The following is a 15,457-nucleotide window of genomic DNA, read 5'->3' as shown; positions in this document are numbered from 1 at the left end:
ATAATTAACCTGCCTTTCTTCATGACTATTGAATCAACCATTACAACAACAGGGGGTTAACCAGATGTCCATCAAAAAAATGAGCGCCGTGTTTTTCATTTTGCTTCTCACGGCATTTACTGCCGCATGCAGCAGCGAAACGAGCAGCGGCCAGGAAAGCGGCACGGCGAAAGTGAATATAAAAGATACGGCGTGGGCCGCTTCAGACGATACCGAACATCCGGCCGTACTTAAAGTAACGGTCACCGTCAAAAATACGGGCAAAGACCCGCTTACCGTCAAAAGCAGCGACTTCTCGCTTTACCAGGATGACGCGAAAACAGCGGCGGCCGATAAGGAAGACCAGATGCAGAGCGGCACGCTTCATGCGGGCAAGACAGTGACGGGCAATCTGTACTTCACGGCTGACGAAGGCAAGTCATATGAATTGGTATATCAGCCGCAGGCAAAAGACGCGAAGCCTTTATCTTATAAACTGAAAGTCAAAGGCACAGCCTCAAAAGCAAAACCTGAACCGGCGGACGCATTATCCGCATACATTGATGTGATGCTGTACGGCAAGCACAATAAAGATTTCACCCGCCTGACCGGCGTAAATGAAAAAATGACGGCCGCCGCATATCAGGAATCGGCGAAAGCCAGCTTTATCGCTTCAGCAGGCATTTCACAGGAACAGGCGGATTCAAAAGCCATTTCCGCTATTATTGACGCCATGTCATCAGCCCTGCGGGATAACACAGAGCTCAAGGTGCATACCAAATCCATGTCAGGTAAAAAAGCCGTCCTTGAAGCCAATGTGACGCCGCTTGATATGTCTCCGCTTGCGGGCCGGCTGCAAGACCGCGTGCAAGACTATGCCGGAAAGCACCCCGATGCTGATGAAAACGAAATTGTCAGCCACCTGCTTTCTGTCTATCCAGAAGAGTTTATGCGCCTGAAACCGGCTTCTTCTTCAGTGACAAAAGAAATTGAAATGAAGAAAAACGCCCGCGGCCAGTGGTATCTGGATACAGATGCCGATCTGGAAGGATTGACGGAAGCGTTTTTGAAAACGTCCTGACAACAAGAAAGGAAATAGCGCAGGCTATTTCCTTTTTTTATTTTCACTTAAAGATATCACTGATATATTGAACCTCGTCCTCGGTTAACTGCACATCAAGCGCGTCCAGATTGTGTTTCAGCTGGTCGGGGCGTTTGGCTCCGGGAATGATCGCATCCACCGCAGGCTGCGACAGAAGCCACGCGAGTGCGATATGCGCTGTATGCACGCCTTTTTCTTCAGCAACGGCCCGCATCTTATCCACTCTCTCCAGGTTTTGGTGAAAAGCTTCTCCCTGAAACGGCGGCCTGTTCTTTCGGCTGTCCTCAAAGACTGTGTCTTTTGTAAACTTTCCCGTCAGCAAGCCGGAAGCAAGCGGAAAATAAGGAATAAAGGAAATGCCGTTCTTTTCACAGTAAGGCAGCAGATCGCGCTCCGCCTCACGCTGAATCAGTGAATATTCCGACTGAAAAACCTCTAAATAGCCGTCCGCGTTAAACTCCTGCAGTTGTCCGAAGCTGAGATTGGACGCGCCGATTGCTCTGATTTTCCCTTCGTCCTTCAGTTCTTTTAACGTACCCGCCACCTCGGACAGCGGTGTTTTTCCGTCAGGGAAGTGAACGTAGTACAGATCAATCACATCTGTTTTCAGCCGCTTCAGGCTTTTTTCCGCCTCACTTCGAAGAAATTCACGGCTGTTGTCCAGTTCGATCTGCCCGTTGACTTCTTTGGGCGCGCCCTTTGAGGCAATGACGAGGCTGTCCCGCACGCCGCGCTCTGCGACAACTTCACCGATTAACTCTTCTGAACGCCCCAAACCGTATATAAACGCCGTATCAATAAAATTGACGCCGCCATCCAATGCTGTGCGGATGAGTTCTTTTCCCGTTTCATCATTGAGATTAGGAAACAGATTATGTCCTCCGACCGCATTTGCGCCAAAACCGATACGCTTTACCCGTAAATCCGTCCTGCCCAGCGTACGTGTGTCCTCCATGGCTCAAGTCCCCTTCCTTTTATACCTCTGTTTAGTATTAGATAGACGGTAAGAATTATCCTGCCTGAGAGCCTATCTACAGAAAAAACCTTGAAAAGCGTTTGCCCTTCAAGGTTTTTTTGCCGTGTATTAAGATGTCAGAGCTGCGGCGAAGCGTTCGGCTTCATCCGTGAGAGCACCCTCGATTTCCTTATAGCGGCTGGAAATCGTTGAGGCGCTGACGCCGTACTTCTTCGCCAGCTTCGCTTGAGAAACGGACGCGCCGTTCAGAGAAATGCTGTTCACATAATATTCGACCGCCGCCGCGAAAGCTTCCGGCTTTCTGATCGTCGGTGCTTTTTTGACACAGAACGTTTTCCACAGATCAATAACGGCCGGAACCAGCTCAGCCGGGTATTCATCCCCGCTCAGGCCTTTTTCAATGGCGTCTGCCGTTTCCTTCTCCATGTCGTTGGCCCACTCTGTCTGCTTTTCTTCAGCAGCCTGCTCAGGCTCTTCCGCAGTTCCTAAAAGAGCGGCCAGCACAGTGTCGAAGTTTTCCTCCATAAAGCGCTCAGGCGATTTTCCTTCCGCAAGGGCCGGGGCCGCCGCTTTTTTCACTTTGCTGATCAAAGCTTCGGTCCGCTTCACAGGGAAGATCGTAAATTGCATGAAGAACTCCGCTTTTTCCGCTTCGTGGATCGGATAGCCGAGAATCAGGCTTCCCTCCGGCGGAAGATCCTGCTGGCTGACGTCCATTTCCACTTTGAATTGTTTTTTCGTCATCACATCTTCAAAGTGAATCATTCCTTCTTTCACATCTTCAAGCACCATAACCGCTGGTGTCATGCTTTTCCATGATTCAACGATTTCTCGTGTTTTCGGACGGTTGATGCCGCCGGCTTTTTTCTGAAGGTATTCTTCAAAAATCGTCTTGCCGCCTGCCAGCGGTCGGAAGAAAATGCCCCAGATGCCGAGGTTGAAGACTCCGATGTCTTTTGTCTGTCTGTCCAGCTCTGCAATGAACTCGTGCTGGTTAATAAATGATGATATGCCGTCTCTATGTGCTGTAAAGGCGTACTCCATTAGGCTTTCCTGAATCTGTTTCGCTTCTTTTGCCGCGATGTCTGCCGGAATGGCAGCTGCTTTACTTCCGCAGCATTTTTTATATTTCTTCCCGCTGCCGCATGGGCAAGGGGCATTTCTTTTCACTTTTCCCACAATAAACCCTCCGAATTCTGATATAACTTTATTATTTTAACAAAAATAACTTCAGAGGGCTTGGTTTACGGCTAAAAAAGAATTTGGAAGAAAAAAAGGCCCCGGGAGATTCTCTTTCTCCGGGGCTTTGAAACGGTTAATTTGTATTTTGTCCGCCGCCGTTCAGACCTTCTTTAATCAGCCCGTTTACTTGGCTGTTCATTAAAAGTCCGATGTGCCCGACACCGTGAATCTGCACGTTTTTCCCGCCGATCAGCCGTGACAGCGGGTTCATGACGATTAAGTCCGCTGAGCTGTAAATCGATGTATACAAAATCTTTTGGTTCGGATCAGTTCCCGGAAGCGCTCTGTTGGTCACAAGACCGTTCGCTCCGCCGAGTGTGACGACGTTTGCGATTTTGTCCCCGCCGTCAAGATTTTTAATGTAATAGAGCGTGTTGGCGCCGCCCATGCTGTGCGCGACGATATCGACTTTTTTCGCGCCCGTTTCGCTGAGCACTTTTTTCACGTAATTTGACAGTCTCGGTGCATTGTGTCTGTTGTTTCCGGTTTTGTCCAGAAAATCAATGGCGTACATCTCATTTCTTGACCAGCCTTGGGATGCCAAGTACGTTTTGATTCCCGCGAAATTAAAGGACGCCCCGCCGATTCCGTGGACCATGACAACCGGGTTATGCTCTGAGGAGGCTTTCGATACGGTCGGCTGGAAGGCAAATACGGAAATGACGGACAGCATGCAGACTGTAAGAATCGCTAGGATTTTGCTTTTGATTTGTTTCATGAACTTTCCTCCTGTTATGTAATTTTTTGCAATTTTCATTCTATTAGAGAAGAAAAGGAAAAAATAGAGTATTTTTTCCTGTTTTCAACAATTGAAAAAGAGGCGGAAAAATGAGAAAGACGCCCCTTTCCCGAAAGCACACTTATACTTTAATACGGCAAACAAAAAAAGGAGAGAACACCTGGTTCTCTTCTCCTAGTACTCATTGAAATAGGTTTGAATCCGCTTAGGGTCATGCGTTTTTGTCAGCGCGAGCATCAGCAGAATCCGCGCTTTTTGAGGGTTGAGAGAGTTTGAAGCTGTCAGATGGTCTTTTTCATACTCTCGATTAGGTGTTACCGCCCCGTTTCCCGTCCTTGTGGAGCGGACAACCGCCAGCCCGCTTTTGACCGACTTTACGGCGCCTTTTTGCGCCGCATCAGACATTGAGCCGTTTCCCGGGCCTGCAAAAATAATGCCTTGCGCTCCTGATTTTGCGGCGGCTTCAAAGAGATAGCTTCCGTCATTTTGATAGCCGTATATAATATCGACCTGCGGCAGTTTATCAAGTTTATCGATCTGGAAATCTGTATCTTTCGTATGCTTTCGGGTCATGATGTTATTAAAATAGATGTCATCAGCAATCGTACCGATATAACCCATTTCTTCCGATTTGAATGTGTCGGTCGCGGTTGTATTGGTTTTTGTCACATATCGCGCCGAAGCGATTCTGTCATTTAATACGACAAGCGTCCCCTTGCCTTTCGCATCAGGCGCAGCCGCGGTTTTTACCGCGTTATATAAGTTGGACGGCCCGTCAGCTCCGATCGCCGTGGACGGCCTCATTGACCCGGCGACCACGACGGGTTTGTCACTTTTGACCGTCAGATTGAGAAAATAGGCGGTTTCCTCAAGTGTGTCTGTTCCATGTGTAATGACAATGCCGTCTGTATCATCAGACTTGAGCAGCTTGTTTACCCGTTTTGAAAGTTTCAGCAGGGTCTCGTTATTCATATTCTGGCTGCCGATATTCACAATCTGTTCTCCGCTGACATGCGCGATCTCCTTCATCTCCGGGACTGCCTGAATCAGGGCATCAACTCCGATTGCCCCTGCGGTGTACTCCGTGGCGGACGTCTTTGAAGGAGCAGCGCCTGCAATTGTGCCGCCGGTGGCAAGAATTTTAATATTCGGCAGTCCGTCTTTTTTTGCTGAGGTTGCGGCTGCCATCTGGTGCGGTGTTTCTTTCGCCTGAGGAGATTGGGAGCAGCCGGCCGCTATGAAGAATAGAGCCGTGATAAATGTAATGAATGGCATGAATTGTTTTTTCATTCTTTTCTCTCCTTTTCTTTATTTATGAAGATTTCCCTCTCATCGGTCAATGCGCTTGTCAGGCAATCTTCCGAAGAAAATAACTGTAAAAACCCTTGACACCGTCATGGGAAATCAAGATAATAGACCAGTCACTATATTTTAAATTTGTCATCAATCAGTAAGGTGGGAACATTATGAGTTATGGAGATTCTCGTGAAAAAATCCTCGCTGCGGCAACCAGGCTGTTTCAGCTTCAGGGGTATTACGGCACGGGACTGAATCAGATTATTAAAGAAAGCGGCGCGCCGAAAGGTTCTCTTTACTATCATTTTCCGGACGGCAAAGAGCAGCTCGCCATTGAGGCTGTCAAAGAAATGAGCCATTATATCCGTATGAAAATAAAAGAAAGCCTTGATGCCTATCCCGACCCTGCGGAAAGCATTCAAGCGTTTTTACAGGACTTATCAAGCCAATTCACATGTCCGGAGAATTTTGAAGGATTTCCTGTCGGTTTACTGGCTGCTGAGACGGCTTTAACGAGCGAAAAGCTCCAGCAGGCCTGTCAATGCGCTTATCAGGAATGGGAGAATCTGTTCGCCGGCAAATTGAGATCAGCCGGGTTTTCCGATGAGAAAGCGGCGGAAATCAGCACTGTTTTAAATGCCATGATAGAAGGCGGCATCATTTTGTCTTTAGCAAAAAAAGACAAAATGCCGATCATCCATATTTCCAAACAAATCCCCAACCTGCTGAAGACATAAAATACAAGAGACATGTTACGTAAAGAAAGAGAGGAGAATGTTTTTGGAAAACGCTCAGCCTTCCAAACAATATAAAGTTATGCCGATCATGATTTCTTTGCTGATGGCAGGATTTATCGGCATGTTCAGTGAAACGGCGCTGAATATTGCCCTGACCGACCTGATGAAGGAGCTGCATATCACTCCCGCGACCGTCCAGTGGCTGACGACGGGCTATCTGCTCGTTCTCGGTATTCTTGTCCCGGTTTCAGGTCTGCTTTTGCAATGGTTTACGACGAGACAGCTGTTTATCGTTTCACTCGCTTTTTCCATTATCGGCACGCTGATTGCAGCGCTTGCGCCGAGCTTTCCGTTTCTTTTGGCGGCAAGAATCGTGCAGGCTTTAGGAACCGGACTGCTGCTGCCGCTGATGTTTAATACGATCCTCGTCATCTTCCCGCCGCATAAGCGCGGAGCGGCAATGGGGACGATCGGGCTTGTCATCATGTTCGCTCCTGCAATCGGTCCGACGTTTTCAGGGCTTGTGTTAGAACACTTGAACTGGCATTGGATTTTCTGGATCTCCCTGCCGTTTCTCGTCTTGGCTCTTTTATTCGGCATCGCCTACATGCAGAATGTATCCGACATTACAAAGCCGAAAATTGACGTGCTTTCCATTATTCTGTCTACGATCGGATTCGGCGGCATCGTCTTCGGTTTCAGCAATGCGGGCGAAGGATCAGGCGGCTGGTCAAGCCCGACGGTTATCGGTTCGCTTACTGTCGGTGCGATCGCGCTCATTTTATTCTCCATCAGGCAGCTGAAAATGAAGCAGCCGATGATGAATCTGCGCGCTTTCCGCTATCCGATGTTTATTCTCGGTGTCGTGATTGTATTTATCTGTATGATGGTTATCTTATCAACAATGCTTCTCTTGCCTATGTATTTACAAAGCGGATTGCTGCTGACGGCATTTACGTCCGGACTCATCCTGCTTCCGGGCGGTATTTTAAACGGCTTTATGTCTCCAGTGACGGGACGTCTGTTTGATAAATACGGACCGAAGTGGCTTGTCATTCCCGGGTTTGTCATCACGGCAACCGTGCTTTCGTTTTTCTCAAACATTAACGGCGCTTCAACGGCGCTTCTGATTGTCGCGCTTCATACATGCCTGATGATCGGAATTTCCATGATCATGATGCCGGCGCAAACGAACGGCTTAAATCAGCTGCCGCCGGAATTTTATCCGGACGGAACAGCCATTATGAATACGCTCCAGCAGATGGCCGGCGCAATCGGCACTGCGGTGGCGGTCAGCATCATGGCTGCCGGCCAGAAGAATTATATGAGCACCGCGAAAAACCCGAATGATCCTTCCGCATACTCTCACGCGCTGATTGCGGGCGTCCAGCACGCCTTTATCTTCGCGATGATTGTCGCCGTTATCGGTCTGATCAGCGCTTTCTTTATGAAACGGGTCAAAGTGAATCACTCATAAGAAAACAGCAGACTCCCCGCGGGTCTGCTGTTTTTTATATCATGAGCGCTTCAGCCAATTCATCAATCGCACAGATAAGGTCATCGGCCGTGTTATAGAAATGAGGAGCCAGCCGGATGAGTTGTCCGCTGGGTGCGCATACGATGTTTTTCCGCTTCAAAAGCGCAGCGGTCTCCGCCGCTTTTTCATCCCGTATGGAAATCATGCCGGGTCTGTCATCGGCTGACGGGGGGCCTGTGAGAGTCAGTCCTTTTTCAGAAGCGTATTCATACGCAAATGCGCTGAGTTTTTTTACTTCCCGATGAATGCGGTCTGTGCCGACATCGTTTAAAAGGGATAAAGCCGCCTGTGCCGCATATATGCTGATAAATGCCGGAGTTCCGGTCTCAAAGCGTTTGGCTCCGTCCGCATAAGAAAAACGGGTCAAATCCAGCATCGACTCCCGCTGCTGTCCGAACCACCCGGTGACTTTCGGCTTCAGCCGTTCGGCAAGTTCCTTTCTGACATAAAGAAACGCCGTTCCCGGTATGCCGAGCATATACTTTCTCGCGCCCGCAGCGAGCATATCAACTCCCCATTCTTTTACATCAATCGGGATGTGCCCCGCCGATTGATAAGCATCGACAAAAAGAAGCGATCCCTTCTTTGCGGATATCTCGGCAATGCGCTTCATATCCTGGACAAAACCGGATGTATAGGACACATGCGGAACACAGGTGATACGCGTCTGCTCCGTGATATATGTCTCATAACGTTCTAACGGGATCATTCCTTCTTCAGACGGGATGACTGAAAGCTCCATCTCAGTCTGCGCCTTCAGAATGTGGGCGATTGCCGGAAAATCCAATTCCGTATACACCGCCTGCTTCTTTCGGCAATCCGGTAAAGCTGAGACGACGGCAGAGGCGGCAGCCGTTACTGAAGGTAAAATGGCGATTTCTTCAGGCTTAGCGCCGATTAATTTCGCAAATTCACACCTTGCCTGCTCCGTGCGGCCCATGGCTTCATCCCAGTTTCCGCCGTTCTGAAGCAGGCTTTCCTGGTAGTCATTGATCGCTTTTGAAACCGGCCGGGCAAGAGCGCTTTGGGAGCAGCTGGCGAGCATCGTATGTGTGCGGAGCGCCGGAAATAAAGATCGGTATGGCACCAAAGACGAATTCAAGGCATGTTTCCCCCTTCGGCAGGAATATATGTCCATTATAGAGTATGGTAAAAAGAAAAGGAGGGTTTTGTATGGAGAAAAAAGTATTGCTGACAGGCTTTGACCCCTTCGGCGGGGAAACGGTCAATCCTTCATGGGAAGCGGTCAAACGGCTGGACGGTGCCGCTGAAGGCCCCGCTGCTATCGTATCTGAACAAGTGCCGACCGTTTTTTATAAGTCCCTTGCCGTGCTGCGGGAGGCAATCAAGAAACATCAGCCCGACATTATCATCTGTGCCGGACAGGCAGGCGGCAGAATGCAGATCACGCCGGAACGGGTCACAATCAACCTGAATGAGGCGCGCATACCGGATAACGAAGGGAATCAGCCTGTCGGGGAAGACATTTCTCAAAGCGGTCCCGCGGCCTACTGGACCGGCCTTCCGATCAAACGGATCGTTGAAGAAATAAAAAAGGAAGGCATTCCCGCGGCTGTATCCTACACGGCGGGGACGTTTGTATGCAATCATCTCTTTTACGGGCTGATGGATGAAATCAGCCGCCATCATCCGCACATCCGGGGCGGGTTTATTCACATCCCGTACATTCCGGAGCAAACCTTGCAGAAGTCCGCGCCGAGCCTCAGCCTGGATCACATCACAAAAGCGCTCAAAATCGCCGCGGTGACCGCCGCGGCGCATGAGGACGATATTGAAACCGGCGGAGGCGAGCTTCACTAAGCGGCTGACGCCGTCTCGGCCCATTTCTTCTTTCGGTAAACGATGCGGGACAGCGTCACACTGATTTCATAGAGGACGAGCAGCGGAATCATGACGAGAAAGTCAGACATAAAATCCGGCGGCGTAATCAGCACCGAGACGACGATCAGCACGAAATACGAAAGCTTCCTCGCCTTTGCCAGCCGGGATGGGTTCACAATCCCGAGCCGCGTCAGAAACATGACGGCCAGAGGCATTTCAAACAAAAACCCGAACGGCAATGTCATGTTAAGCATAAAAGTAAAATACTTGTCCGCCGTAAATACCATGTCAAAATGGCCGGCGGATAATTGTGTTAAAAATCCGAGCACAATCGGAAACAGCACAAAATACCCAAAGGAAATTCCGATAATAAACAAAAGCGAAAGCCCCGGAATGTAAAGCAAAGCGGCGCGGCGTTCAAACGGGGTCAAAGCCGGCGCCGTAAAACGCCAGAGCTGAAAGGCCGCAACCGGAATCGCTGCCGTAAGGGCGCATATTCCCGCAATCATCATATACACCCATAAAATCTCGCTCGGCCCTAAAACGGCCAGTCTTCCATGCAAATCCTTGATCAGCCAGTCATAAATATCCTGCACAAACCAGCATGCGCCGATAAAAAACACGAGAAAGGCGATAACGGTTTTAATGAGACGCTGCCGGACTTCCTCTAAATGCCCGATCAAGTGGGTTTCTTTTTTATCCAATCGTACTTCCTCCTTATATCAAAGAAGGGGGCAGAAACGGATCTCTGCCCCCGTGTCAGGATTCAGCCTGCCGTTTTGTCTTTCTCAGCCGTCTGCTTGTCCGGCTCTTCATTTGAGACCAGTGTTTTTGCGGCGCTTTTAAATTCAAGCAGCGTGCGGCCGGCGGCACGGCCGATTTCCGGAAGCTTTGAAGGCCCGAAAATGATCAGAGCGATGACAAAAATCAAGATTAACCCGGGAATGCCGATATTTGAAAACATAAGTATGCCCCCTTATTGTGAAATTTTGGCCCGTTTCTTTCTCATTTGCTTTTCATGCGCACTGTTATGGGCGAAGAAACGATCCTCTTCCACCTCATTTGACTGCTTTAATCCGCCTGCAACCGCTGCTTGTGAGACCTTCCGAATCCCCGTCTGGTCTTTTTGATAAATGAATGAAGCCCGCGTGGAAACCTCAGCCCCCGGCTCCGTCACATACGGCACCACTCTGTAATCCGCCCTCCATTGGGCAGGCGTCACCGTACAGCGGACATAGCCGCGGTAATCGTTGAAAAACTTAATATGCGGGTTTTGTTTTAAGATTTGATCCGTATCGGCCCGTTTATCCGCCCCGTTTCCTCCCGATGTGATGGAAGTCCCGACGAATTCGGCTCCGAAGATCTTTGAATTCGTTTGATTAAAATCGGTATGCAGGTTTGACGCCCAGCTTGCATGAACATCACCCGTCAGCACGATGACATTGTTCAGGTTTTTGCTTTTTATAAAATTGATGACCCGCTCCCGCTGCGCCGGGTAGCCGTCCCATGAATCCATGCTGAATATCGGCTTGTCGGTTGTTCCGAAATTCCATTGCGCGAAAAAGATTTGCTGGGCCAGCACATTCCACTTCGCTTTTGAAGCGGCTAAGTTGTCGAAGAGCCATTGCTCCTGCTCTGCCCCCATCAATGTGCGCTTCGGATCTCTCCATTCATCAGAAGGCGGTTTATTCCCGTCGCCGTTGGCCTGATCATCTCTGTACTGTCTTGTATCAAGCACATTGAACGACGCTAAATTGCCATAAGAAAATTGCCTGTACAGCCGCATATCAGGGCCGTTCGGAAGCGACATGCGTCTGAGCGGCATGTGTTCATAATATGCCTGATAAGCCGCAGCCCTTCTGAGTACAAACGCTTCAACCGATTGGCCTTTTTCGGGAATGACATTGGCATAATTGTTCTCCACCTCATGATCGTCCCAAGTCACGACCCACGGAAATGCGGCGTGGGCAGCTTTCAGATTGGCATCTGAGCGGTATTGGGCGTGACGGTTGCGGTAATCTGACAGCGTGTACACTTCGGCGCTGCTGTGCGTCCTGACATTCCCCGTCTTTGCCACATATTCGTTCGGCCCGTATTCATAAATGTAATCTCCGAGATGGAATACGAGATCAAGCTTTTCCTTCGCCATATGTTTATACGCCGTATAATAGCCGTGTTCATACTGTTGGCAAGAGGCAAACGCAAACGTCATGGCGGATACGTCAGCACCGGAAGCGGGCAGCGTTTTCGTCCGGCCGACGGGGCTGAGCTCATGCCCGCTTTTAAACCGGTAATAGTACACTTTATTGGGCTTAAGCCCGTCCGCTTCAACATGGACGGAATGTCCGAGATTCGGTTTTGCCATTTCCGTTCCGCGTTTGACGACATGGCGGAAATGTTCATCTGCGGCGATTTCCCATTTAACCGGAACGGCCTGATTCGGCATTCCTCCCCCATTGAGCGGGTCCGGGGCAAGACGTGTCCAGAGAATGACGCTGTCAGACAGCGGATCACCGGAGGCCACGCCGAGGGTGAACGGATAGTTTGAAAATGTCGGAGCGGCATTCACTTCAAACGCGCCGATGGATTGCGCGATCGCCAGCCCGAGGGAAAGGCCTGCGATTTTCCCGGCGCCCTGTATAAATGCGCGGCGGTCAAACGTATTGTTTTGAAAGCTTTTGTTCTCCAATTCCTTGATCCATTCATCTAAACGGCCGTCATGTGTCATGTCAGTTCCCCTTTCGTCTCATTGATCGCCCCCATTATAGAAAAGAAATGTTAAACCGTTATGAAGAAGTGTGAAGGATTTGTAAGGGCGGAAAGTGAACGGCGGGAGACATTTTTCACATTGTTTCGACAAATCTTTCCCGTCCGGGAGAAATCCCCCTCTGTTTCTGTTTGGCTTTTCATCCGTCAAGCGCACTTTGTTCCTATTTTTCTTCACAAGAAATTAAAAAACACCGTTCATTCTGAGAACGGTGCTCCGGGATTAAAATGTATTGTACACGTTTTCGCACGTTTCCCCTGTCGGCTGATAGAAGCAGTGGGATTTGAATCTGGCGACAAACGGCTGATTGTACCATGTCGGCGGGCAGTTTCCCGGCGGCTTAAAATACCACAGGCTGAATTTAGCCGGCCAAAACCGTTCTCCGCTAATATTACGTCGGGCAAGCCTCCGCTCAGATTCGCGCGGCCTTTGGTAAAAATATCCGTGAGTCACCGCTTCAAACGCGTGCGGCTGAAACACCATCTGCCTGATGGTGCGCAGGCCTTTAAAATCAGAACAATTCGCCCGCACCCGATTGATTCCTACATTGCCGACCAAAAGCATTCCCTGCTTTCCTTCGCCTTCCGCTTCCGCCCTGAGCAGCCTTGCCATTAGATCGACATCGGCGCTCGACGCTTTTACGACTGCCATCATGACACCTCCCGTTTTTCTCCCTTCATCATATTCAGCCGCGGCCCAGTGATGACAGCCAAAAGCCAGAAAACAAATGTTCACAAAAAAAGGTTTATATTTCACGGGATGAGGAAACATACTAACATGATTTCCATAAGGAGGAATTCGCATGGAACATATTAAAGCGCTTGCCATTAAAGGCATCATGACCATCATTATTCTGTATCTCATACTCGGCTTAGGTTTTCGCTTTACATTCGGCGACGTGCTGCTGATGACCATTGTGTTGGGAGCTGTTTCCTACTTTACGGGCGATCTGTACGTGCTGCCGAGATGGAATAATATCACGGCGGCGTCCGCTGATTTCGGAATTGCGTTTCTTGTTGTCTGGCTGATGGGAATGCCGCTGTCCATGGGCATTTCAGGAGGAAGACTGGCGTTTGCCGCTCTTATTTCCGCCGTCATCATCGCTGTCGGAGAATATTTTTTCCATATTTATCTGATGAGAAAAGACTTGGGCGGGTCCCGATTTTTAGAGCCTCGGTCCGAATAACGCAAAAAAGGCCGGATAACGGCCCCCTTAAAGGGGGCTTTTTATTTGTAAAGGTATAAACGCTTTATACATCTTGATATAACTGATAAACCCTTTTCAGCCTTTCTTCGAGCTGTTCAAAATGAACAAAGCGGGCTTCTCTCAGAAACTCAGTCCCATCAATGAACAAAAGAAGCACGGGGACAGTGAAGACTGAAAATCTGCCGGCAACCTCTTCTGCCTCGTCAGCATTGATATGCCCCAATTTGATATTCGGAAACTGATCCAATACCTTTCTGAGCTGCGGCAGAACAGCGTGACATACTGTACAGGCGGGTCTTGAAATGTAGGTAAAACTGAATTGATGCTGTTTAATAAAATTCTCGATAGAATCTAATGAATGTAAGTCTGTCAGCTCTTTCATCAAAACCCTCCTTCAAATCGGCTCGTCTTTCATGACCAAGCTCATTAATACTCGTACATTCACTATACACATTTATATTGAACATATCCGCTTTTTTGCGATTCAGAGCACCTTAACGTTGTGCTTGAAAAATAAAAGAACAGTTACCGCTTTTCAGTAACTGTTCTTAGATCCTTATATTAAAAATGCAAAGCGTAAGCTCCTGAACCGATGAGTGCAACTCCGATGGAAACTGCAATCAGCACCAAGTTATATTCAAAGCCGCCGGCACCGTTCGCAAACCCTTTCGCTCCATGAACTTTTACAATGGCACCTAACATAATAATCGTTATGATAGCAGCTCCAAGCGGGAGGAATACACCTAAAATAAATAAAATTCCGCTTGCGAGTTCCCCGAGACCTGATAAAGCGGCCGCGGCATTACCTGGTTTAACTCCAATTGACTCGAACCATTGTCCGGTTCCTTTAATCCCGTATCCGCCAAACCAGCCGAATAATTTTTGTGATCCATAAAACAGAAACACCACACCAATCATGATTCGAATAAGTAATAGTCCTGCATCTTCCATTTTTATCTCTCCTTATTTTTCATATTATATGATGTCTGCAAGGCAGCTGTTTACCAACAGCCGCTTCCAGCAAACATCTGTTAAATGTATGTCTTTTTATTTTTCTTCATGCTTCACGTTCATCTATAAATCAATCTAGTTCTCTCACTTCAAACGGCAGCAGCCCTTGTTCAATTTGTGCCCGGTGCGGTTCATACTGCTCAGGGAGCATCAATTTCCCGCCCATTGTTTCTTGTGACTCATCATGGGCAAAGCCCGGCGGATCAGTTGCGATCTCAAATAAGATTTCCCCATGTTCTCTGAAGTAAACCGCATTAAAATAGTTTCTATCCTGAACAGGAGTTACACCATATCCGTGCGCAGCAATGAATCTTTGCCAATCTAATTGATCTTCATCATCCTGAGCCCGCCAAGCGATGTGATGGACCGTGCCGACACCCATTTGTCCGCGGCCGATAGGCGTTAATTTCAGATCAATCACATTTCCGATATCACCGTCAGAACGATAACGAACGAAGTCTCCTTCTTTGCCGACTCGCTCAAGCCCCATGATGTTTTCTAACAATTCACCTGTTTTTTCAGGCTGTGCTGATAACAGGGTTGCACCGCCAAAGCCTTTAATGGCAACATCCGGGGTTACATCTCCGAAAGTCCACGTATTGGCGTCCCCTGCTTCTCTTTCCACGATTTCTAAATGCAGGCCATGCGGATCATCAAATTCTATATATTGTTCTCCAAAACGCTCGATTTTTGTGTATGGCACGTTGAACTTTTCAAGTCTCTTTTCCCAAAATGCCATAGCACCCCTCGGCACGACGTAAGATGTCACGCCGACCTGTCCGTCTCCAATGATGCCTTGGCGGGCGCCCGCCCACGGAAAGAAGGTGATGATTGTTCCCGGCTTCCCGCCTTCATCCCCAAAATAAAGGTGATACGTAGCAGGATCATCAAAATTGACCGTTTGCTTGACCAATCGCAGCCCCAGCACTCCAGCGTAGAAATCAGCATTCTCTTGAGGATGACCGACAATTGCTGTAATATGATGGATTCCCATCGTTTTTTTAGCCATTTTTATCCGCCCC

General features: G+C 48.8%; 17 protein-coding genes. 5 read left to right on the top strand and 12 right to left on the bottom strand.

Going from position 1 to position 15,457, the window contains the following annotated elements; genetic code table 11:
• Positions 1 to 64 precede the first annotated feature (64 nt).
• Complete coding sequence (locus ACH32G_RS17595; RefSeq protein ID WP_448814654.1) at positions 65 to 1,060, top strand: DUF5105 domain-containing protein; 996 nt, start codon at positions 65 to 67, stop codon at positions 1,058 to 1,060.
• A gap of 43 nt (positions 1,061 to 1,103) precedes the next feature.
• Here the strand turns inward: ACH32G_RS17595 and ACH32G_RS17590 are convergent, their stop codons facing one another.
• The 4 genes from ACH32G_RS17590 to ACH32G_RS17575 all read right to left on the bottom strand — a co-directional run bounded on the left by ACH32G_RS17590 (position 1,104) and on the right by ACH32G_RS17575 (position 5,328).
• Positions 1,104 to 2,036, bottom strand: coding sequence for an aldo/keto reductase (locus ACH32G_RS17590; RefSeq protein WP_448814653.1), 933 nt, complete (start codon positions 2,034 to 2,036; stop codon positions 1,104 to 1,106).
• Positions 2,037 to 2,165: 129 nt separating this feature from the next.
• Positions 2,166 to 3,236, bottom strand: a complete 1,071-nt coding sequence (locus ACH32G_RS17585) for a helix-turn-helix domain-containing protein (RefSeq protein ID WP_016936850.1) — start codon at positions 3,234 to 3,236, stop codon at positions 2,166 to 2,168.
• Positions 3,237 to 3,372: 136 nt separating this feature from the next.
• Entirely contained in the window at positions 3,373 to 4,017 is a 645-nt protein-coding gene (locus tag ACH32G_RS17580; protein ID WP_016936851.1) for an esterase/lipase family protein, read from the bottom strand.
• Positions 4,018 to 4,212: 195 nt separating this feature from the next.
• Positions 4,213 to 5,328, bottom strand: a complete 1,116-nt coding sequence (locus ACH32G_RS17575; protein ID WP_095241813.1) for a type II asparaginase — start codon at positions 5,326 to 5,328, stop codon at positions 4,213 to 4,215.
• 176 nt (positions 5,329 to 5,504) lie between these two features.
• On the opposite strand from ACH32G_RS17575, the gene ACH32G_RS17570 reads away from it, so the two are divergent.
• A complete protein-coding gene (locus ACH32G_RS17570; RefSeq protein ID WP_016936853.1) occupies positions 5,505 to 6,071 on the top strand; it encodes a TetR/AcrR family transcriptional regulator in 567 nt (188 codons plus the stop codon).
• 37 nt (positions 6,072 to 6,108) lie between these two features.
• On the top strand, positions 6,109 to 7,548 hold the full coding sequence (gene lmr(B) / locus ACH32G_RS17565) for a lincomycin efflux MFS transporter Lmr(B) (protein ID WP_448814652.1): 1,440 nt from the start codon (positions 6,109 to 6,111) through the stop codon (positions 7,546 to 7,548).
• A 34-nt stretch (positions 7,549 to 7,582) separates the two neighbouring features.
• Here the strand turns inward: lmr(B) and ACH32G_RS17560 are convergent, their stop codons facing one another.
• Positions 7,583 to 8,710: an aminotransferase class V-fold PLP-dependent enzyme gene (locus tag ACH32G_RS17560; protein ID WP_448814651.1), complete on the bottom strand. Its 1,128-nt coding sequence runs from the start codon at positions 8,708 to 8,710 to the stop codon at positions 7,583 to 7,585.
• Between the two features lie 71 nt (positions 8,711 to 8,781).
• Between ACH32G_RS17560 and pcp the strand changes: the two genes are divergently transcribed.
• A complete protein-coding gene (pcp, locus tag ACH32G_RS17555; RefSeq protein ID WP_448814650.1) occupies positions 8,782 to 9,429 on the top strand; it encodes a pyroglutamyl-peptidase I in 648 nt (215 codons plus the stop codon).
• On the opposite strand, the gene tatC is transcribed toward pcp, so the two are convergent.
• The 4 genes from tatC to ACH32G_RS17535 form a co-directional block, all read right to left on the bottom strand.
• On the bottom strand, positions 9,426 to 10,154 hold the full coding sequence (gene tatC / locus ACH32G_RS17550; protein ID WP_448814649.1) for a twin-arginine translocase subunit TatC: 729 nt from the start codon (positions 10,152 to 10,154) through the stop codon (positions 9,426 to 9,428). The genes pcp and tatC overlap by 4 nt on opposite strands.
• Positions 10,155 to 10,216: 62 nt before the next feature.
• Complete coding sequence (locus ACH32G_RS17545; RefSeq protein ID WP_003156681.1) at positions 10,217 to 10,414, bottom strand: twin-arginine translocase TatA/TatE family subunit; 198 nt, start codon at positions 10,412 to 10,414, stop codon at positions 10,217 to 10,219.
• Between the two features lie 12 nt (positions 10,415 to 10,426).
• Complete coding sequence (locus tag ACH32G_RS17540; protein ID WP_448814648.1) at positions 10,427 to 12,178, bottom strand: alkaline phosphatase D family protein; 1,752 nt, start codon at positions 12,176 to 12,178, stop codon at positions 10,427 to 10,429.
• A gap of 261 nt (positions 12,179 to 12,439) precedes the next feature.
• The gene (locus ACH32G_RS17535) at positions 12,440 to 12,868 is read right to left on the bottom strand and encodes a cell wall hydrolase (RefSeq protein ID WP_029575244.1); all 429 of its coding nucleotides are present in this window, start codon (positions 12,866 to 12,868) and stop codon (positions 12,440 to 12,442) included.
• 151 nt (positions 12,869 to 13,019) lie between these two features.
• On the opposite strand from ACH32G_RS17535, the gene ACH32G_RS17530 reads away from it, so the two are divergent.
• Entirely contained in the window at positions 13,020 to 13,403 is a 384-nt protein-coding gene (locus ACH32G_RS17530; protein ID WP_003156684.1) for a DUF2512 family protein, read from the top strand.
• A gap of 64 nt (positions 13,404 to 13,467) precedes the next feature.
• Here the strand turns inward: ACH32G_RS17530 and ACH32G_RS17525 are convergent, their stop codons facing one another.
• The 3 genes from ACH32G_RS17525 to ACH32G_RS17515 form a co-directional block, all read right to left on the bottom strand.
• Complete coding sequence (locus tag ACH32G_RS17525) at positions 13,468 to 13,806, bottom strand: thioredoxin family protein (RefSeq protein WP_448814647.1); 339 nt, start codon at positions 13,804 to 13,806, stop codon at positions 13,468 to 13,470.
• A 179-nt stretch (positions 13,807 to 13,985) separates the two neighbouring features.
• The gene (locus tag ACH32G_RS17520; protein ID WP_007609195.1) at positions 13,986 to 14,375 is read right to left on the bottom strand and encodes a DoxX family protein; all 390 of its coding nucleotides are present in this window, start codon (positions 14,373 to 14,375) and stop codon (positions 13,986 to 13,988) included.
• A 130-nt stretch (positions 14,376 to 14,505) separates the two neighbouring features.
• On the bottom strand, positions 14,506 to 15,444 hold the full coding sequence (locus ACH32G_RS17515) for a ring-cleaving dioxygenase (RefSeq protein ID WP_448814646.1): 939 nt from the start codon (positions 15,442 to 15,444) through the stop codon (positions 14,506 to 14,508).
• Positions 15,445 to 15,457 lie beyond the last annotated feature (13 nt).

The organism is Bacillus sp. CIS52, assembly GCF_053545315.1.
Note: the sequence above shows the minus strand (reverse complement) of the source record. Positions and strands in the feature narration are given on the sequence as shown.